Source organism: Streptomyces sp. NPDC101151, assembly GCF_044768335.1.
In the GTDB taxonomy this organism is placed as follows: domain Bacteria; phylum Actinomycetota; class Actinomycetes; order Streptomycetales; family Streptomycetaceae; genus Streptomyces.
On the sequence record NZ_JBIWPP010000012.1, the window covers coordinates 79525 to 100051 of the forward strand.

Here is a 20527-nt window from a genome sequence, read left to right on the forward strand (position 1 = left end):
AGGGGTTCCAGACCTTCACCGGGCCACGGCACGGGCGAGCCGGACCGCGTCACACTCCGCGGGAAGCCCGCCCGGGGGAACCGCTCACGAGGAAGCGGCTCGGGCGGTCGCGGGGCCCGCGAGCACGTTCACCCGCAGTGCCTTCTTGTCGACCTTGCCCACGGCGGTCAGCGGGAGCTCGGAGAGCACCACCAGACGGTCGGGCAGCTTGTAGGCCGCGATACCGCGCGCCCGCAGGGCGCTCTGCACCTCGCGCAGCGTCGGCGGGTGAGCGGTGTCCCGCGGGACGACGCAGGCGCATGTCCGCTCCCCCATCAGGTCGTCGGGCAGCGCGATGACCGCGGCGGCAGCGATCCGGTCGTCCGCGCCCAGGTGCTCCTCCAGCTCCTGGGCCGGCACCTTCTCACCACCCCGGTTGACCACGTCGCTGACCCGGCCCACCACTTCGAGGTTCCCGTCGGCCGTCCGGACCACCAGGTCACCGGTCCGGTAGTAGCCGTCCTCGGTGAACCGGGCCCGGTTGTGCTCGGGAGCCCGGTAGTAGCCACGCAGGGTGTAGGGCCCGCGCGTGAGCAGTTCGCCCGGCTCTCCGGGCGCGGCCGGCCGGCCGTCCTCCCGGATCACCAGGATCTCGTCCGCCGGTGACAGCGGGCGCCCCTGCGTGTGGCACACCACCTCCTGAGGGTCGTCAGGACGCGTGTAGTTGAGCAGTCCCTCGGCCATGCCGTAGACCTGCTGAAGCGTGCAGCCGAGTCCGCCGGGCACCTGCCGTGCCGTGGCGGCGTCGAGTTTGGCACCGCCCACCTGGAGCAGCTCCAGCGTGGAGAGGTCGTGCTCGTTCCACTCCGTGGCCTCCAGCCACAGGGGGAGCAGCGGCGGCACCAGAGACGTGGCGGTCACCCCGGCGCGCTCGATGAGCGGGAAGCACACCTCCGGTGTCGGCACCGGAGCCAGCACGGCCGTTCCGCCCAGCCGCAGGACGCCCAGGACACCGGGACAGGCCAGGGCGAAGTTGTGCGCCGTCGGCAGCGCCGCCAGATAGCGGCTGTCCGGGCCGAAGCCGCACAGCCGCGCACTCTCCCGTATCTGGTACGTGTAGTCGGCGTGGGTGCGCGGTATCAGCTTCGGCCGGCCCGTGGTGCCACCGGAGAGCAGGAACAGCGCCACGTCGCGGGGGCCGGGCGCGGGCAGGTCGAGGGGCTCCGCGTCCACCTCGCCGAGCGTGCCGAAGGGGCCCGCCCCGCCCGCCACCAGCACCTCCCGCAGGGAGGCACAGCGGGCTGCGACCTCCTTGGCCAACCGCCCGTACTCGCTGTCCAGGGACTCGGACGGGCAGACGTACGCCACTGCCTCCGCGGTGTCCACGAGGTGGACGATCTCCACTTCCCGGTGCGCCGGAAGCGCGAAGACGGGAAGCGCGCCCAGCCGGAACAGTGCCAGGCTGAGCACCACCAGCTCCGCGGTGTTGGGCAGTTGTACGACCACACGCTCGCCGGGCCGCAGTCCGCGTGCGTACAGCCCCGCGGCCGTCCGGTCGGCGGCCAGGTCGAGTTCGGCGAAGGTCAAGTGCCGTTCCGGAGTGATCAGGGCGGTCCGGGCGCCGCGATCCGGTACACCGGACGGCCATACACCCAGCGTCTCGTCCGTCCAGTACCCGAGTTCCTGGTAGCGCCGGGCCACTGCGTCGGGCCAGCCCACAAGGCCTTCGCTCATCGATGATCCCCCGTCTGTCTGCTGAATGGTGATGCCGGGCACCTCTGCGGCCCGGCTCCGTCGCGGCCGCACCGCGACGGGGCCCGTCACGGCATGGCGCTCCAGGCCGCGGGCGGGCCGGCCGCGGCGCGCGCCTGCGCCACGATGAGGTCGAGCACCGCTCGGCGGTGGGTCTCGAGGTAGAAGTGGTCGCCGGGGAACACCTGGACCGCGCAGGGGCCCTCGGTGGCCTCGTGCCACGCCGCGGCCTCCCGCTCGTCGACTTCGGGGTCCCCGTCCCCGTACAGGACGGTGACCGGGGCCCGCAGCGAGACGCCCGGCAGCGGCCGGTACGTCTCGATGAGCTGGTAGTCGCGTCGGACGGCGGGCAGTACGGCCGTCATCAGGGATGCGTTGCCCAGGACGGCGCTCCCTGTGCCGCCCAGGCGACGCATGTCCGCGATCAGGTCGTCGTCCGTGCCGAGGTGTACCGTGCCCGGCCGCGACAGCCGGGGCGCGGGACGGCCCGACACCACCAGGGCCACCGGGGGCCGGCCGGCGGCCGTCAGTCCCCGGGCGACCTCGTAGGCCACGGCCGCCCCCATGCTGTGTCCGAACAGCACCGTCGGGAGCGGGGTACCGGCCGACGGGTCGGACAGCAGCTCGGCGACGATCTCGCCGACCAGCCCGGCCATGTGGGCGGGCGCCTGCTCCTCGTAACGATCCTCGCGGCCGGGGTACTGGATCACCGCGAACTCCAGGTCCCAGGGAGCCTCCACGGCCCACCGGCGGTAGTGGCTCGCGGCGCCGCCGGCGTGCGGGAAGCAGAGCACCCGGGCTCTGGCACACACGCGTGGAGCGGGTCGGCGGACCGCCGCGCCGGCTCGGGACGGTGGCAGGGGGTCGGAGATCATGTCCGCCTCACTCACTCGGTACGGGTGCCAGGGACACCTGCCAGAACCGGGCGTAGCGCCCGTTCCGGCGCAGCAATTCGTCGTGGGTGCCCTGCTCGACGACGTGCCCGCCGTCCAGGAAGGCGATACGGTCCGCCTGCCGGACGGTCCTCAGCCGGTGGGCGACCATCACCACGGTCCGCCCCCGGAGCAAGTGCTCGATACCCTCCTGGACGGCCGCCTCGTTCTCCGGATCCAGTGCGGAGGTCGCCTCGTCCAGCAGCACGACAGGGGCGTCCTTCAGCAACGCCCGGGCGATGGAGACACGTTGGCGTTCTCCGCCGGAGAGCACCGCACCGCCCTCTCCGACCCTGGTCGACCAGCCCTCCGGCAGCCGGGCCACGACCTCGTCCAGGCGGGCGGCCGCCGCGGCGGCACGCAGTTCGGCGTCACTGGCGTCGGGCCGGCCGAGACGTACGTTCTCCTCGATGGTGCCGTCGAAGAGATAGACCTTCTGGAACACCACCGAGACCCGGCTCATCAGCTCGTCGGTGCGGATGTCACGGACGTCCACGTCACCGAGCCGCACCGCGCCCGCGTCCACGTCGTGGAAGCGCGCCACAAGGTGGAGCAGCGTGCTCTTGCCCGCTCCGGACGGGCCGACGACCGCGAGGCACTGGCCGTGAGGCACGGTCAGCGACATCCTGTCGAGGACCGTGCGGCCGCCGCGACGGAACACCACCGAGTCGAACGACAGGGCGGCGTTCCGTGGTTCGAGCGGCTGCGCCGGCTCGGGCAGCGGTTCCTCCCGCAGTACGGCGTCGAGCCGCTCCAGCTCACCGCGCGACGCCCGCATCTGGCCGGCGAGGTCGGACAGCGACAACAGCGGGTCCACGCACCGGGCGGCCAGGACCAGCAGCGCCAGCACCTCGGCCGGGTGGATCCGGCCGCCGAGCGCGAGGTCCGTGCCCAGCACCAGGAGCGCGGTGAACACGGCCTGCACGGTGAAGGACAGTCCCAGCACGCCGGGGAGTGCCGACAGGGCGGAGCGCCGTATCGCCCGGCGCTGCCCGTCGAGCGCGTCGTCGAGTTGCCGGAACCCGTCGGTGGTCCGGCCTCCCACGCGCAGCACGGGCTGGGCGCGGACGTACTCGATGACCCGGCCGGCCGCCTCGTCGCCCCGGCGCAGGCGCTCCGCGTCCTGCGCCGCGGTGGCTCGGCCGGTCCAGATCTGCGTCGCCGCGACGACCGGTACGGCGGCCAGGGCGGCGAGCCCCATCCGCCAGTCGTAGCAGAGCATCACGGCCACCACGGCGAGCGGTGTCACGCAGGCGCCGATGAGCGGCTGGAGGCGGTGGGCCGGGACGGCCATCACCTGCAGCACACTGCGGCTGGCGAGGACGGACACGTCGCCGACGCGCTTCGGGGTGAACCATCCCAGGGGCAGCCTGGCCAGCCGGCCGCCGAGCCGGTGGTGCAGGCCGCGCGAGAGGACGGCCCCGGCCCGGAAGCCCGACAGGTCCGCGAGATAGCGCAGCACCGCGCAGCCGGCCGCCACGGCCGCGAAAGCGCCCAGCCACGGCCAGGCGTCTGCCGGCCGGTCGCCGAACAGGGCGTTCAGCAGCGGGACCAGCAGAGCGTAGGACAGCCCCTCTGCCGTCGCGGTCGCGGCCATCAGGGTGAGCGTGCGGCGCAGCGGCCGGGCGTGCTCGTCGCCCAGCACATGCAGCAGCAGACGGATCATCGGGCCTCCCCTCCTTGCACCACCGGGTCACGGTCCTGCGGCAATTCGCCGCGCCTCGCCTGCTGGGCCTGCTGGGCCTGCTGGGCCTGCTGGGCCTGCCACATAGTGGCGAACTTTCCTTTCCGCGCGAGGAGTTCGGCGGGTGTGCCGCGCTCGGAGACCCGTCCGTCCTCCAGGACCACGACGGTGTCGGCCCCGGCGATCGTTTCGAGCCGGTGGGCGATGACCAGTTGTGTGCGGTGCTCCCTGAGCGTGTCCAGGGCCTGGCGCACCTCGTGTTCCGTACGGGGGTCGGCGAACGCGGTGGCCTCGTCGAGCACCAGCACAGGTGCGTCGGTGAGCAGCGCCCGTGCGATGGAGATCCGCTGGGCCTCTCCCCCGGACAGCCCCGCGTCCTCGCCGATCACGGAATCGTATCCGCGGGGCAGTTCGACGATCCGCTCGTGGATGCGCGCGAGCCGCGCCGCGCGGACGATGTCGTCCGTGCCGGCGTACGGCACCGCGAGCGCGATGTTCTCGGCGACCGTGGCACGCAGCAGCCGGACGTCCTGGAACACGAAGGAGACCAGTCCGTACAGCTGCCCGGGTGCGATGTCCCGCAGATCGACGTCGCCCAGCAGGACGGCACCGCTCGTCGGGTCGAAGAAGCGCGGCAGCAGCTGGGCCAGAGTGGACTTCCCGCTGCCCGAGGGGCCGACCAGCGCCGTGGTGGTGCCCGGTTCGAGGACGAGGTCGACACCGCGCAGGACTTCGTGTCCCGGCTCGTAGGAGAACCCGACGCCGCGGAGCTCGACCCTGTGGCCGCGGGGTGCGACCGGACGGGCCGGCTCGGGCAGCGGTGGCTCCCGGAGCAGGGCGCGGATCCGGCCGGCTGCCCGCTGGGCGGCCTGCACGTCGTCGAGGCCGTGACCGAGAGCGGCGACCGGGGCGGTGAGCCCGAGTGCCAGCAGCAGGAAGGGCAGCAGGTCGGCGGGCGGCATGGCGTCACCGGTGATCAGTACGGTGCCACCGGTGAGGACGACGACCAGGACGAACGGCGGCGACAGCACGAGGGAGGCCAGGGCACCGAGGCCTGCGACGCCGGTCACCCAGCCCAGGAAGTAGTCGGCGAAGTCGTCCGCCGCCTCGATGAAGCTGCGGTGTGCGCGCCCGGCGCCGCCGAAGACCTTCACCTCCGAGATCCCCTCGACGAACTCGACGGCGGAACCGGCGATCCGGCCCATCGCGGCGTCCAGGGCGAGTTGGTCGCGACGCCGGCTGTCCGACATGAGCATGAGGTTCAGCACCAGGCCGAGCAGCACCGGAATCAGTGCGACCAGGGTGAGCCGCCAGTCGATGGAGCACAGGTAGACCAGGGAGGCCACGGGCACGACGACAGCCGAGGTGATCTCGCCGGGGGTGTGGGCGGTCAGCGGGTGCAGATCGCCCACGTCGTTCTGCACGACCTGGCCGAGCTCGCCCGAACTGCGCCGGGAGTACCAGCCGATGGGCAGCCGGCCGAGGTGGGCGGCGAGCATGCGCCGCAGGGACAGCTGGAGTTCGCCGTCGACGACGTGTCCGATACCCGAGGCCAGGGCCGCGAAGAGGACGCGGACGAGCAGCCCGATCGCTCCCGCGGTGACGACGGTCCATACATGGTCCTCGTGCACCGGACCCGGCAGCAGCAGCGTACGTCCGAGTTCGACCACCGCGATCAGCGGTGCGAGACCGGCGAGAGCGCTGATGATCTGCAGGACGAGGACGGCGCCGAGGCTGAAGCGGTGCGGCCGCAGCAGCCCGATGAGTGCCTGCCCGCCGGAGGCCCCGGCGCTCGGCTGCTCTCCGTGGGCGCCGCCCCCCTCCGGGGACTCGGCTTCGGCGGTCACCGCCGTACCTCCGTCGCCGGGACGCCGGTGCCGTCGGCAGCCTGCGCGGGTGTGCGGCCCGCGGCGGCGTCCCGCGCGCGTCCGGGCAGCACGACAGCCGCCACGAGCGCGGCCACGGCCATGATCGCTCCTGCCAGGCCTAGTCCCAGACCGAATCCACTGGTCATGGCCTCCTTGGGAGTGTCTCCGGCGCCAAGTCCGTCCTTGGTGTGCTGGACCTGGACGGTCACCAGCACCGCGAGGCCGATCGCCCCGCCGATCTGCCGAGCGCTGTTGAGCAGCGCGGAGGCCATCCCCGCCTCGTGCGGGGGGAGTCCGCCGGTGGCCGCGCCGGTCGGCGGGACGAAGCAGACTCCGATGCCGAAACCGGCCACCAGGGACGGCCCGAGGATGTCGGTCAGGAAGCTGCCGGACGAGCTGATCATGCCGAACCAGCCGAAGCCGGCGGCTGCCACCAGACCGCCCGGGACCAGCAGAGCCTTGGCCCCGAGCGTGCCCAGCAGCCGGGTCGAGACGGCGCTGCCCGTGATCATGCCGGCGCAGAAGGGCAGGAAGGCCGTACCGGCGGCGACGGGCTTCATCTCGAGCACCTGCTGGAGGTAGAGCGAGACGAAGTAGAAGCCGGCGAACTGGCCCGCGCACACCAGGAGCATGAAGAGGTTGGCGCCGCCGACGCTGCGCCGGGCCAGGAGTCCGAAGCGCACCAGCGGATCGGTCGTCGACGAGCGTGTCTCGACCACGACGAAGGCGAAGAGCAGGACCACCGCCCCCGCGAGCGTGCCCAGGGTGACGGCCGAGGTCCAGGCGTACTCGTTGGTGCGTACGACGCCGAGGACGAGCAGCCCGACTCCGCCGGTGCCCAGGATGCCGCCCAGCACGTCGAGCCGCCGCCGTCCGGCCGCGGCGCCCCGGGGCACGTGGCGCAGGGCGAGCCAGACCACGGCCAGGGCCATGGGGACATTGACGAGCATGACCCAGCGCCAGCCGCCGTATTCGGTGAGCAGGCCGCCGGCGAGCACGCCGGCGGCCCCGCCGACGGCCGACACGGCGGCGTACACGCCGAGCGCCCTGGTGCGCTCACGGCCTTCGCGCTGGGTGGTGGTGAGCACCGCGAGTGCCGCGGGCGCCATGGCCGCGGCGCCGAGACCCTGCACAACGCGCGCGACGATCATCTCGGCGGGATTCTGCACCAGCGCACCGCCGAGCGAGGCGGCGGCGAAGACCAGCGCACCGCCGACCAGCAGCCGGCGCTGTCCGTACACGTCGGCCGCGCGGCCGCCGAGCAGCAGCAGGCCGCCGAACACCAGCGAGTACGCGTTGATGACCCACGAGAGCTGATCCGGGTCGAATCCCAGGCCGGTGCGGATCGCGGGCAACGCCACGTTCACGATCGACATCACCATCGTGACGGTGAATTGCGCCAAGGCCACCGCAAGGAGCACTCGACCCCTGTTCAGACCTGCCTCGTTCACTGCTCCTCCATTTTCGTACGCGTTATTTGTACGCGTACAAGAACTGTACAAGGGGCAGGCGACCCTTGTCACCCCCGCTCTCTCGAAGGATCTTCGGACAGGCTCTGATCACGCACGGACCGCTGGTGAGGGGCGGCTCACCAGCCGGCGGGGAGCAGGTCGGCGGCTGTCAGCGGAGCACCCGGCCGAGGACCGGCCGCCTGCGGGTAACCGAGCGCTTCCGTGAGCTCCTGCCAGGCGTGAGCCACCGTCAGATGCCGTTGAGCGCCGCGCAGCGGGTCGCCGCCGGCGTCGATGCGGGTGCGCAGCGCGTCCAGGGCGCGCAGCACACCGTCCGGCCACACCTCTTCCAGCACCGCCTGCCACGCGGGCGCCGCGGCGGGGCCGAGCACCTCGGCACTGGCCCCCTGGTCACCGCCGGTCCCTGGATCCGCCGCGTGCGCGCCGCCCAGGAATCGGCCGACAGCATCCGGCACCGTGCGCAGGACAGGGCTCCAGACCACCGGGCCGTGGGTGTTGACGAGCGTCAGGTTCCCGGAGTCCGTACCGACGGTGATGCGGTGCAGGAAGAGACTCGTGCTGTCGTCCCCGGGCTCCATCCGGTTCTCCACCCGCAGGGTCAGCGGGATCCCGGCGACCGTCGCCTGCACGGCGGTGAGCGGGTGGCCGTCGGCCGCCGCCGGTGCGGTCAGCGACCAGGGACGTACCCCGCCGAAGATCTCGCCGAGGATGTCCAGCAGGTCGAAGGAGACCTGGACGGCGCACATCGCGTCCACGAACACGGGGGCCCGCAATTCCACCAGGCGGCGCGCCGCGGCCACGAAGCGCCGGACGGGCTCCAGATGCGGGTAGAAGGTGTTCAGCGCGTACTGCGTCCCGGTGCGCCGCGCGGTGCGCAGACAGTCCGCCAGCTCGGACGGGTGCACCGGGTGCTCCTGGAGGACGTGCACACCGCGCTCCATCAACTCCCGTGCCAGCTCGGCACCCTGGCCGCCACCGACGCCGCTGGAGACCACCACACAGGCAGCGTCCACGTCATCGGGCAGCGAGCCGACCGTCGAGTACAGCGGGACGCCATACTCCTCGGCGAGGGCCACGGACCGGGCGCTGCCCCGGGCGACGATGCCGACGAGGCGGTAGCGGTCCGGACACCGGCTCAGGGCCGACAGATAGACCTGGCCGAATCGCGTACCGCACACCACGACACGCAGCGGGGCACGCGCGGGGCCGCTCATCGCTCCGCTCCGGCCCGCGCGGTGATCGCCGCGGCCGTCTGCGCCACGTGCGGCGCCTGGATGCAGGTGAAGTGGTCGCCGGGGACGTCGACGACCGTCAACTCGCCCAGACACAGTTCCCGCCAGAAGCGCGTCATGTCGTCCTGGAAGCCGGGGATGAAGTGCGTAGGCGCAAGGGGTCGCAGGAAGGTGATGTCGCCCGCGTACGGCAGCGGCTCGTAGTGGGTGACGGCCTGCACGGTGCGCTCGAAGACCCGGTGCAGGGCAGCCACCTGGCCGGCGTCGCCCAGGCCCGCGTCGGTGTCGGCGAGTGCCCGGCACAGTGCGTCCTGGCGTTCCTCCGTGGCCCGTTCCCCCAGCAGACGGAAGCGTTCGGCGACGGATTCCAGCTGCTCGTCACCGCCGAGCAGCGCGAAGGCTCCGGGCTCCAGCGCCTTCGGGGAGCGGGCCAGCGCCGCGGCGAGCGCCCGCCCCATGTCGCCCTCGTGCGCGGGCCAGCCGAGCGCCGCCAGGTCACCGCCCATGACCCGGGCGAAGGCGTAGTCGACCATGAGCTCGTCGTGCAGCCGGTACGGGATGCGGTAGCTGGACACCACGGTCAGCCGCCGCACGTCGGCCCCGCCCTCGCTCAGCGCCCGTGCCAGTTCGGCGGCGATCAGACCACCGGAGCAGTAGCCCACCACTTCGAGCTCGCGGTGCCCCGCGGCAAGCACCTCACGGGCATACTGGGCGGCCAGGTCCTCGACCAGACGGTGCGGGGCGAGTTCGAGGTAGCGGGCGCTGTCCTGCACGGCTAGCCCCAACAGACGCCCGTCGGCGGCGAGTTCCTTGATCAGCGGGCGGTAGGGGGCGAGGGTGCCCAGCCCCTCATGCACCAGCAGCCGGACCGGGCCCGGGCCCGACCCGCCCAGCTCGACCAGCGCGGACGGCGGGCCGGCGAGTGCCTCCCGGCGCTCACCGGTCCCTGCGGCCCGGTCGTCCTGGGTCGCCAGCCGGGCGGCCAGGCCCGCGACGGTCGGAGTGTGCAGGAGGGTGCGCAGCAGGACGTCGAAGGTGACGGCCGCGGCCTCGGGCAGACTCTCGCGCACCCGCCCCACCAGCCGCGCCGCCAGCAGGGAGTCGCCTCCCGCCTCGAAGAACCCCTGTTCCCGGGCGGGGGGTTCACCACCGAGCAGTTCCGTCCAGAGCTCGGCGACCCGCCGTTCCACGCCGGGCCTCGGCGGCTCGGCCCGCTGCTCCGCCACGCGTTCGCCGCGCCGTGGCACCCAGCCGAGGAGCCGTTTGCGGTCGACCTTGCCGTTGGAGGTCAGCGGCAGCGAGTCGACCACCTGGAGGTGCGCGGGGACCATGTAGGCGGGCAGTCGCCCGGCCACCCACCGGGTGATCTCCTCGGCGTCGACCGGGGCACGGTCCTGTTTGAAGGAGGCGGCGAGCACGCGTTGTCCGAGCGCGGCGAACGGGTCGTCGGGTCCGGGCCAGCTCACGACCTCGCGAGCGCCCGCGTCCATCAGCAGATCACGCCACTGGTCCTCGTGGACGAACAGGTTCCCGTGCTCGCGCCGCAGGTCCTCGGGTTCCTCCATCATGAACGCCTGGGTGGCCGTGATCTCCGGATGTTCCCGGGTCATCTCGAGCAGACAGAGCCAGCCCTGCGGGGCGAGCAGCGTCCGCAGCCGGGAGATCACCTGCGCGGTGTCCCGTGCGTTGTTGAGCGCTCCGGCACTCAGGACGACGTCGAACGAATTGGGCAGCAGACCCTGGGACCGCAGGTCCCGGTTCATGTCGAACAGGCCGAAGCGCAGTCCGGGCCGCCCACCGAACCGTTCCCGGGCGTCGGCGAGGAAGTACTCGGAGACGTCGGTGAACAGATAATCCACCGGCCGGTCGCCCAGCGCCTCCAGGACCGGTCCTGTGGCCGCTCCGATACCGCCCCCGACCTCGAGCACCCGCAGCGGCCTGCCCTGCGACCCCTTCGCCGCGCCGCGTACGGCCGCCCCGAGCGTCGCGAGCAGGCGCCGTGCGGCCAGGTTGTCCGCGTACCAGGCACGCGCGATCTCCTGGCTGCCGTCCGGGAAGAACAGCCGTACGGCTTCCTGCTCCCCCCGCAGCAGGGCGGGGAGGGCGACGGCGTGGGCACGGAAGTACGCGAGCAGCGCGGGCGGGCAGACCTCCTCGCGGGCCTGGGCGGCGAGGCCGTCCCACGCTCGGTCCACCTCGGCCCGGGCAGGTGTGCGCAGCATGCGCCAGGTGTCGGTGGCGGGCTCGTGCCGCATGTGTCCCGAGCGCGCCAGGGCGACCAGCCAGCGGCGCAGCAACCCCCGATGCCGCTCGGCGACCCCGAGCCGCCGGGCCACCTCGTCCGCGGAAGGGGCCGCCCCCTGACCCTGACCCTGGCCCTGGCCCTCGCCCTCGCCCTCGCCCTCGAAGAGTCCGGACCCGGCGACGGCGTCGGCCATGGACAGCAGGAAAGCATGGTTCAAGTGGTCCACGTACGCCGCGACCTGACCGGCGGTGGGGGCGCCGGGCAGCAGCGGAGCGGCGCTCTCCACGTCGGCCTCGGCCACGACGGCGGCCACCGCCGAGGGCTGCGGCGTGTCCGCGCGAAGGGCCGGTTCCACGAAGGCGACAAGTGAACGCTCGAGTGCGTCCCCGCCCTCCACCAGGACGGCACTGGAGCCGACCGCCGGGTGTTCGCCGAGGACCGCGTCGATCTCGCCGAGCTCGATGCGGTGCCCTCGGACCTTGACCTGCTGATCGGCGCGCCCGAGGAACTCGATCGCGCCGTCCGGCAGATAGCGCCCCAGGTCGCCCGTGCGGTAGAGGCGTTCACCGGTGGCGGGGTGCGGTGGGAAACGCTCGGCGGTGCGGTCGGGGTCGTGGAGGTAGCCCTCCGCCAGTCCGGTACCGGCTATGTACAGCTCGCCTGCGACCAGGTCGGGGCGGTCGCGCAGCGCACTGTCAAGGATGTGGAAACGCTGGTTGGCGAGCGGCGTCCCGTACGGGATGCTGCGCCAGTGCGGCTCGACGGAGCGGATGGGGTGGAAGATCGACCAGATCGCCGCCTCGGTCGCACCGCCCAGGCTGATCAGTTCGGCCTCGGGCAGATGCCGCCGCGCGTGACCGGGCAGCGCGAGCGGAATCCAGTCCCCCGACAGCATCGCGAGCCGCACCCGGGAGAGCGTGCGGGGTTCCGCGTCGAGGTAGTGGGCGAGCATCTGCAACTGGGCGGGCACGGAGTTCCACAGCGTGACACCGTGCCGCTGCGTCAACTCCGCCCAGTGCGAGGGGTCTGAGCGCCGGGCGGGATCGGGCAGGACCAGGGCCGCGCCGAGGGCCGGCGGGCCGAACAGGTCGTACACGGACAGGTCGAAGCCCAGCGCGGCAAGACCGAGGACCCGGTCCGAGTCGGTGACGGCGAAGCGCCGGTTGATGTCGTGCACGGTGTTGGCCGCGGCCCGATGGCTGATCATCACGCCCTTGGGCTCACCGGTCGAACCGGAGGTGTGGATCACATAGGCGAGGTCGCCGGACGACACGGAGTTCTCGTCGGGGACGGCGGAGGGCGCAAGCCGCTCGGCGGCGGCCACGTCCACCGGCCGGACGGCGGGCGGCAGGGTCCGTGCCAGGCCGGCGTCCGAGAGGACCGCGTAGTGGGCACGACAGCCGGTGAGAATGCGATCGCGGCGCACCTGCGGCTGGCCGATGTCCACCGGAACGTAGACGCCGCCCGCGAGCAGGACGCCCAGAACGCCGACGACCTGATCCCTGCCCTTGTCCATCAGGACGGCGACGGAATCGCCCGGACGGCAACCCGCGGCACGCAGCTCCCGGGCCACCCAGGCAGCCCGCCCCAGCCACTCCCCGTAGGTCATCGACCCGTTCGCGTCGATCACCGCCGTCTCGTCGGGACAGGCCCGCGCGTATGCCACGAGCGGCGCGTGCAGCAGGCCGCCGGGCTCCGGGGCCGCGGTGGCGTTGACGGCGTCCCGCCGGGCCCGCTGCCGTTCCGGCAGCCCGAGCGGATCCGCCTCCGTCCAGGGGGCGTCCTGCTCGGACATGCGGTGCAGCAGCCGCTCGAACGCCGCGAACATGTCGTCCACCATGCCGTCGGGGAAGACCCCCTCCCGCACGTCCCAGTTCACCTCCAGGCCGCCGAACTGATCGGTGGCCTGGCAGTCGATCCACACCTGCGGCGTCTGGCTGATCCCGTACACCGGACGGAGGCCTTCGGCGCCTCCCAGGGCACGGCCCACGACGCCGATGCCTCCGGTGAACACCACCGGCATCAGGGCGGCTTCACGGCCGCGGCGCCGGGCGATCTCGCGGAGCACCTCGACGCCGCTGCACAACCGGTGGTCGAGGTCGTCGAACAGACGCTCGCCCAGGCTCCGGGCCCGGTCGGCGAAGGCAGCCCGGTCCGTACGGTCCACGGCGAGCAGGCTGACCGAGGTGAAGTCGCCCAGCAGCCGGTCCACGTGCGGGTGCAGCGGCATGCGGTTCAGAACGGTCAGCCCCAGACAGAAGCGCTCGGCGGAGCTCCAGCGGCCGACGGTCTCCGCATAGGCTGCGAGTACCGCGTTGGCCGGTGTGATGCCGTGTCCGGCCGCCCGGGCCTTCAGCGCACGCCAGGCCTCCTCGCTCAGCGAGCTGCCGAGGCGGCGGAAGCGGGGCGGCACGGTGGCCGGGTCGTGGCCGTCGGCGAGAGGCAGGGCCGGAGCGGCGGGCAGGTCGTCCACCCGGTCCCACCAGTAGGCGCGGTCGCGTGCGTAGCGCTCGGTGTCGCGCAGGCGGCGTTCGGCGGCGACGTAGTCGCGGAAGGTGGCGTCGACGGGCGGCAGCTCGCAGTCGGGCTGGCGGTGGCGAAGATCCAGCTCGGAGAGCAGCAGCTGGATGCTGATCCAGTCCAGCACCATGAAGTCCATGGACAGGTGCAGCAGGCTGTGGTCGGCGAGCCGGGTCAGGCGCAGTTCGTACATGGGGCGCTCACCCGCCGGATGCACCTTGTGGGACAGCTCGTCGCGGAGGCCGGCCAGTGCGTCCGTCACGCCTGCGGCGTCGGCCGCGCGCAGGTCGGTGACCTGGATGTGGGTGTTCGGGAGGGTCGGCACGATGCGCTGGGTGCCGTCCTCCGAGACGACCGAGCGCAGCATGTCGTGGCGTTCCACGAGGCCGTCCCACGCCTGTTGCAGCCGCTGCGGGTCGAGGCCGGCCGGGCGCCGGAACTCCAGGTAGATGTGGCAGGAGACGCCGCCGTAGTCGAAGGCCTCGTCGCGGCCCAGCAGATACGCGGACTGAACATCCGTCAGGGGGAAGGGCTCGTGGCGTGCCGTCGGCTCGGCCGACCACCGGGAGGGGCCGGCGGCGGACTCCCCGGCCGGCGCGGCCCGGTCGGGCAGACCGGCCAGGAGGTCCTCCTTGCAGCCGCGCAGGGCCGCGAGGCGCTCGTCCGTCATGACACCGCGCGGGGCACGGAAGCGCAGCTGCTGCCCCTCACGCCAGACGCGGATCCCGGCGCTCTCGAACTCACTGATCAGATCGCTGGCGTTCACAGCACACCTTCCTCGAAGTCACCGTCGACAGCCCCGGTCCCCGGTGTGCCGTCCTGGTCCGCGGTCCGCAGACGCTCGATCAACGCGCTCAGGCCGGCCACGGTCGGCGCGCGCATCACGTCCCGCATGGGCAGCTCGACGCCCAGCACCGTGTGCACCTCCGCCACCAGACGGGTGGCGAGGAGGCTGTCGCCGCCGAGCGTGAAGAAGTTCTCGTCACGGCCTGCCGAGGCGAGGCTCAGAAGCTTTGTCCACAGCCCGGCGACGCACTGCTCCGTGGGACCCTGCGGCGGGTCGGCCACCGCACGGGGCCGCGCGGCCAGCGACGCGAGCAGGCTCTCGACACGCCGCCGGTCGACCTTTCCGTTGGCGCTCAGCGGCAGGGCGGGCAGCGCCGCGAAGTGCGCCGGGACCATGTGGGCGGGCAGCTTGTCGGCGACCCAGCGGCGGAGCTCCTCCGGGTCCAGTCCGCCCGCTCCCTGCGGCCGTTGTGCGGTCACCAGCACCTCTCCGGTGGCCTCCGTACGCACCACGCGGGCGCCGACGAGTCCCGCGGCCGCGCAGGCCCGCGTCCAGCGCGGCCCGGTGTGCAGCCAGGACGTGTTCGGCCCGCCCTCCCGCAGGCGGCCGGCCTCCGCTTCGAGCGGCAGCGCGATCAGCAGGGCGAGCGGGGAGAGGCGGGTGCGTTCGACCACGTAGAGGCGGCCGCCGGGCTTGAGCAGCAGCGCCATGGCCGCCACTGCGGCATCCGGGCCGTCGGGTATCCGGTGCAGGACGTTGTTGGCCACCACGGCGTCGAACGCGTGCACATGAGCGGCTGGAAGGGCGGTGGTGCCCTGCTGGACGCTGCGCACGCGGTGCCCGGATTCCGCGAGCCGGGCGTCGGCCGTGGCCAGCTGTACGGAGGACGTGCCGAACAGCGTGTAGTCGACGGCGCCCGGTTCGATCGCGGCCAGCAGCCGTGCGGCACCGAGCCCGCTCGTCGCGTCCCACTCGGCGACCGCCGCCGGGCCCTCACCCGCGCATGCCCGCAGGTCGGCCGCGACGTCCCGGACGCACTCCCTGGCCCCGGGCATCACATCGTTGAGCCCTTCGGGGGACAGCACCGGATCATCCAGAAGTACAGAGGCGTGGGACGCTCCGGAGAGCACGGCCGTCAGCATGGGGCCGGCCCAGGCCAACGCGTTCGCCACCGGCTCCAGATGGGTGCCGTTCGCCCGTTCCCGCAACCGCTGCGCCCTCCGTGGGTCGCGGGCCTCCTGCCAGCGGCCGCCCGGCCGGACGGCGAGGCCGTCGCGGTGCACGACATCGCGCCGCACGAGTTGGTCCAGCCAAGTCTCCAGGACGGGGCGCTGTTCCCGGGACACCGGGATGGTCCGCGCGGGGGCGGGAGCAGGCGCCACCAACGGCTCCACCAGTTCGGCCAACAGCGTTTCGACCAGATGGAGTTCGAGGTCCTCCGCGTCCGCTGCCGAGATGCCGCCGGCCACCGCCGGGGTGCCGCTCCCGGTCGGCTGCCCGGAAGCCGCCGTCAGCCCGGCGCCCGTCACGGGCGAGGCGTCCGCCTCCGCGGAACCGGCACCGGATGCCGCCCCGTTCGTGTCCACCGGCTGCGGGGGGCGTTCGACGACGGCCGCGATCAACTCGCCGCGCCGCTCGCCGATCGCGACGACGACGGCGCCGGAGACCTCGGGGTGGGCCTGAAGACCCGCTTCGATCTCACCGAGCTCGACCCGGAAGCCGTTGATCTTCACCTGGTGGTCCAGCCGCCCGAGGAACTCCAGGTTCCCGTCCGGCCAGTAGCGGCCGAGGTCACCGGTGCGGTACCAGCGCTCGCCGTGTTCCTCGGGAAAGCGGTCCGCCGTCAGCTCCGGCTCACCCCGGTAGCCGAGCGCCACTCCGGCGCCGCCGATCCACAGTTCGCCCGGCACCCAGTCGGGACAGTCCCGTCCTCGGCCGTCGACGACGCGGAACTTCTGGTTGCGCAGGGGCTTTCCGTACGGGATGGACCGCCAGTGCTCGGGTACGTCGACGACGTCGTACGCATTGGACCAGATCGCGGCCTCGGTGGCCCCGCCGAGTGCCACGAGCCGACATCGGCCGTCCGTCGCGGCGGCCAGTCGGCGCGGCAGGTCCAGGCCGATCCAGTCACCCGACAGCATGGCCAGGCGCAGTGCGGAAGGCAGCGGGGCCCCGTCCGCGGCGGTGAGCAGCATGTCCAGCAGGGCGGGGACGCTGTTCCACACGGTCACCTCGTGCCGTGAGCACAGCGTCAGCCACCGGTTCGCGTCCCGCCGGTCGGACTCGTCCACCAGCACCAGGGCGCCGCCCTGGGCCAGCGGTCCGAAGATGTCCCACACGGAGAGATCGAAGTCCAGGGCGGAGACGGCCAGCACGCGGTCCCCCGGCCCGACGCCGAACCGCTCGATGTCCTCGACGGTGTTGACCGCCGCCCGGTGGCTGACCTCGACACCCTTGGGCGTGCCGGTGGAACCCGAGGTGAAGATGACGTAGGCGGGGTCGTCCGGTGCGGCGGACAACGGTGCGTCGAGCGGCTCCGCGCGCAGCGCCTCGGCGATGGACAGGACGTCGGTCCCCGGGCTGTCCGGCTGCGGAGCTGCCGTACCGTCCAGAACGAGCTGGGCGCCGCTGAGACCCAGGATGCGCGCCCGCCGCGCGGCGGGCTGGTCGACGCCGACGGGTACGTACGTGGCGCCCGCCGCGAGCACGCCGAGCACCGCGGCGATCTGATCCGGGCCCTTCGGCGCGGTGACCACCACGGACGAGCCCCGGCCGATTCCCCGACGGACCAGGGCTCCGCCGATGCACAGCGCCCGTCGGGCGAGTTCGCCGTGGGTGAGCCGCCCGTTCTCGTCCCACAGCACGGCGGGCCGCGCGGACCGCTCCCCGGCGTGTTCGAAGAAGGCCGTGTGCAGCAGGAGTCCGCTCTCCGCACGGACCGAGGAGTTGACCTCGTCCCGGCGGCTTCGCTGCTCGGCGGGCAGGGCGAGATCGGGTGTGCCTCGCCAGTCGCCCGCCGTGAGTTCCCGAAGGAGCGTGGCGTACGCCGACATCATCGCGTCCAGCAGACCTGCGGGAAACAGTTCGTCCACCGCGTCCCAGGCCAGCAACAGCCCCCCGGCACGGGTGCGGTAGACCTGGTGGTCGAGCCAGACCTGCGGAGTCTGGGAGACCATCCAGGACAGCTCTCCGAACCGTGCGGCGAAGGCGTCGGGGATCAGCGGCGCGTCGAGGTTGCAGGCGAACACGACCGGCGCGCTGCGCGGCGCGTCCGTGTCGGCACGGACGAAGTCGCGCAGCACGTCGACTCCGGTGTACGCGGCGTGACCCACGTCCTCGTGCAGTTGTTTCTGTACAGCGAGGGCGCGTTCGGCGAAGCTGCCGCCGCCGGCCAGGTCGACCTCCAGCAGCACCAGGCTCGTGAAATCGGCGACGATGCGCCCGATCTGCGGATGCGCCTCGAGATCGCGATCGAAGAGCGGCAGATTGAGCAGGAACCGGTCCTCGCCGCTCCAGCGGGCGAGGACCTCGGAGAAGGCCGTGGCCAGCAGTACGGCAGGGGTGACGCCGGCCTCCGCCGCCCTCCCTTGCAGGGTGCTCCACTCGGCGGGAGTCAGTTCATGGGTGCGCCGTACGAAGCGAGTGGCCGTGATGTCCACGGGTTCGGTCGCGAGCGGCAGACGGGGGCCGCCGGGCAGGTTCGGCAGCCGCCGCTGCCAGTACTCGCGCGCCTTCTCGCGCTCCGCGTCCCTGGTGGCGGCCCGATCGGCCAGATACTGCCCGAAGGTGTAGGTCAACTCCTCCACGGACGCGGGGTCTTCGTAGAGTGCGGCCAGATCCGCGAGAAGCAGCCGGATGCTGTGCACATCGGCGACGAGCAGATCGACATTGATGTGCAGACGGTCGCGGCCACCGGGCAGCCGGCTCAGCCGCACGTCGAGGACCTCTCCGGCGCGCACGTCCAGCCGTCGGTGCGAGAGCCGGTCGCGCACCTCCTCCAACGCCCGGACGACGGTCTCCTCCGGTTGCGCGCGGAAGTCGTGCACGGTCGGCCCGGACCACAGGGACCGGGGCAGCACACGCTGCGTGGCATCGTCCTCGAACCGGGCCCGCAGCATGGGGTGCAGATCCAGCAGGGCGTGCACGGCGGTTTCGAGGCGGCCGGGGTCGACCTCGTCGGCGTCGATCTCCAGGTAGGCGTGACATCCCACGCCGCCCAGGGGCTGGTCGTCGCCACGTCCGATCCAGTAGGCCTGCTGCACCGCGGTGAGCGGAAAAGCCCCGCGCTCGTCGACCGGGGCGGCCGCGGCGGGGGGCGAGGCCACGTCCGCTGGGGACGTGGGCCCGGCCGCGTCCTTCAGCAGCGCGTACCACGACGCCAGTCGGGGATCGTCGGACAGCGTCCTGAAGTCGACGCGGGCTCCGGCGCGGTTGAGGCGATTCGTCAGTCGCATCAACTGCATGGACTGCAGGCCGAGTTCGAAGAGGTTGACGTCGTCCTCGGCCGGGCCGAGGTCCATGTCCAGCAGCCGGGCGACCTCCTGTCGCAGGGTCTGTGGTGTCCATGCGGGAGCGGCCGTGGCGGCAGCCACGGCAGGCTGGGGCGACATGCTCTGCTCTGACATCCCTCAACTCCGGTTCGTCGGTCCCGTGCGAGCGGCTCTGCGCCCCTCTCCCACCGCGATGGGCCGACTCAGGAGCGACCGGAAGCCCGGCTCAGCCTCACACTCACGACTGGCCAGAATCTGGATGCCTTCTGGGATCCGTCTGACCCGCGGGGACGTCGCCCGGTGGCACGTCAGCGCTCCGGCTCCGACGGCGTACGGAGCCGGTCGCCGGCGCTCACGAGCCGGTTGGCGTGCATGCTCACCTCCGAGGCGTCCCCACCCTCCAGCCGATGCTGATATTCAGCCAAGATGGCCGGTAAGGCCAGGGTCAGACCGCTTCCCGGGGATCGCTGTTAGCATTCCCGAGCGGTCGAACGTTCGTGCACCAGCGGGCGCGACAGAAACCAGCGATCGGAGTTGTGAGTGCAGAAAAGTCCGGCCGCCGTCCACGAGCAGAATTCCTCACCGATTGAACGCATCGGCGCCGCACCCCAGCAGCCCTGCAGCGCAGAGGGTCATGCCCTGCGGGCCATCGGGCTCGCCGGACGCAGCACCGGCCGGGCCCGCCGCACCCCGATCGCGGTCACCGAGGCCGCCCGAGAGCGTCACCCCTGTTCCTCCGACCGGGAACGCGCCCGGGTGCGCACTCTGCCGACCGCTGGGACCTGCAACGTTCTTCGCACCGACACCGCATCGCACCGGGCCGTCCTCGCCGAGGGAAGGCAAGCCGCCACGCTGTTCGAGGCGCACCCGAGCGCCCTCCGGCTTCCCTTCACCGTAGAGCAGTTGCCGGTGATTGCGGACGACTCCGCGGAAGATATTTCCGCCCACACGAAACAGGCAGCCATATTCCGTCTCGAAGTGACCTGACACAACGACGGACGGAATTACCGGAAAAAGAACTGAAACCGGGGGACGGACGGGGGATGACAAGGGAGGGAAAACTTCGTCGGCGATGCCGTCGGCTGTTACGGGAGCTGGATATCAGGCCCCCGCTCGACACGCCGGAGCTCTGCCGACGTCTGGCGGTCCATCGGGGCCGCCCCATCAAGCTGGTGGCCTATCCGATCGAGGCCCCCGGCCCCTTCGGGCTGTGCGTGATGACCGAGTCCATGGATGTCATCTTCTACCAGCAGGAGACGACCCGAGCCCACCAGGATCACATCATCCTGCACGAGGTGGGACACATGATCGCCGGCCACGGGGGTGAGCAGGCATGGCCACCGGAGGACCTGACAGGGGCCGGGCCCGGCGGTCCGGCCCTCTGGCTGCAACGCACCTGCTACGACTCCGCACACGAGCGTGAGGCCGAGCTGATCGCCACCATCATCCTGGAGCGGGCCGCCCTCCTGGACCCTGCGGACACCCTGGGTCCCGTCCCGCCGCCGGAGGACCACGCCCTGACGCGCATAAGGCGTGCCCTGACGCATCAATCCAACTGGCTGTGAC

At 72.4% G+C, this 20527-nt stretch carries 10 protein-coding genes; 2 read left to right on the top strand and 8 right to left on the bottom strand.

Translation table 11 applies throughout. The features are described from left to right. Positions 1 to 84 precede the first annotated feature (84 nt). The 8 genes from ACIRU3_RS23010 to ACIRU3_RS23045 form a co-directional block, all read right to left on the bottom strand. Positions 85 to 1713, bottom strand: coding sequence for a (2,3-dihydroxybenzoyl)adenylate synthase (locus tag ACIRU3_RS23010; RefSeq protein WP_404059102.1), 1629 nt, complete (start codon positions 1711 to 1713; stop codon positions 85 to 87). Positions 1714 to 1799: 86 nt separating this feature from the next. Beyond that, complete coding sequence (locus ACIRU3_RS23015; RefSeq protein WP_404059104.1) at positions 1800 to 2543, bottom strand: thioesterase II family protein; 744 nt, start codon at positions 2541 to 2543, stop codon at positions 1800 to 1802. A gap of 70 nt (positions 2544 to 2613) precedes the next feature. After that, positions 2614 to 4329: an ABC transporter ATP-binding protein gene (locus ACIRU3_RS23020; protein WP_404059107.1), complete on the bottom strand. Its 1716-nt coding sequence runs from the start codon at positions 4327 to 4329 to the stop codon at positions 2614 to 2616. Continuing rightward, a complete protein-coding gene (locus ACIRU3_RS23025) occupies positions 4326 to 6194 on the bottom strand; it encodes an ABC transporter ATP-binding protein (protein ID WP_404059110.1) in 1869 nt (622 codons plus the stop codon). The genes ACIRU3_RS23020 and ACIRU3_RS23025 overlap by 4 nt, the downstream gene beginning before the upstream one ends. Beyond that, positions 6191 to 7624 (bottom strand): MFS transporter, encoded by a 1434-nt coding sequence (locus ACIRU3_RS23030; RefSeq protein WP_404059114.1) that lies wholly within the window; start codon positions 7622 to 7624, stop codon positions 6191 to 6193. Before ACIRU3_RS23030 ends, ACIRU3_RS23025 begins: the two co-directional genes overlap by 4 nt. A 179-nt stretch (positions 7625 to 7803) precedes the next feature. Then, on the bottom strand, positions 7804 to 8901 hold the full coding sequence (locus tag ACIRU3_RS23035; protein ID WP_404059117.1) for a Gfo/Idh/MocA family oxidoreductase: 1098 nt from the start codon (positions 8899 to 8901) through the stop codon (positions 7804 to 7806). Beyond that, positions 8898 to 14450, bottom strand: a complete 5553-nt coding sequence (locus tag ACIRU3_RS23040; protein WP_404059120.1) for an amino acid adenylation domain-containing protein — start codon at positions 14448 to 14450, stop codon at positions 8898 to 8900. Before ACIRU3_RS23040 ends, ACIRU3_RS23035 begins: the two co-directional genes overlap by 4 nt. Beyond that, positions 14447 to 19096, bottom strand: coding sequence for an amino acid adenylation domain-containing protein (locus tag ACIRU3_RS23045; RefSeq protein ID WP_404059123.1), 4650 nt, complete (start codon positions 19094 to 19096; stop codon positions 14447 to 14449). Before ACIRU3_RS23045 ends, ACIRU3_RS23040 begins: the two co-directional genes overlap by 4 nt. Positions 19097 to 19717: 621 nt before the next feature. On the opposite strand from ACIRU3_RS23045, the gene ACIRU3_RS23050 reads away from it, so the two are divergent. Together ACIRU3_RS23050 and ACIRU3_RS23055 are read left to right on the top strand one after the other, a co-directional pair. Beyond that, complete coding sequence (locus tag ACIRU3_RS23050; RefSeq protein WP_404059126.1) at positions 19718 to 19948, top strand: hypothetical protein; 231 nt, start codon at positions 19718 to 19720, stop codon at positions 19946 to 19948. 185 nt (positions 19949 to 20133) lie between these two features. After that, the gene (locus ACIRU3_RS23055; protein ID WP_404059129.1) at positions 20134 to 20526 is read left to right on the top strand and encodes a hypothetical protein; all 393 of its coding nucleotides are present in this window, start codon (positions 20134 to 20136) and stop codon (positions 20524 to 20526) included. Position 20527: the final 1 nt, after the last annotated feature.

Bases quoted from the DNA above. Each gene is read 5' to 3' on its own strand.
- ACIRU3_RS23010 (WP_404059102.1), bottom strand. From the start codon at position 1,713: ATGAGCGAAGGCCTTGTGGGCTGGCCCGACGCAGTGGCCCGGCGCTAC.
- ACIRU3_RS23045 (WP_404059123.1), bottom strand. From the start codon at position 19,096: ATGTCAGAGCAGAGCATGTCGCCCCAGCCTGCCGTGGCTGCCGCCACG.
- ACIRU3_RS23035 (WP_404059117.1), bottom strand. From the start codon at position 8,901: ATGAGCGGCCCCGCGCGTGCCCCGCTGCGTGTCGTGGTGTGCGGTACG.
- ACIRU3_RS23020 (WP_404059107.1), bottom strand. From the start codon at position 4,329: ATGATCCGTCTGCTGCTGCATGTGCTGGGCGACGAGCACGCCCGGCCG.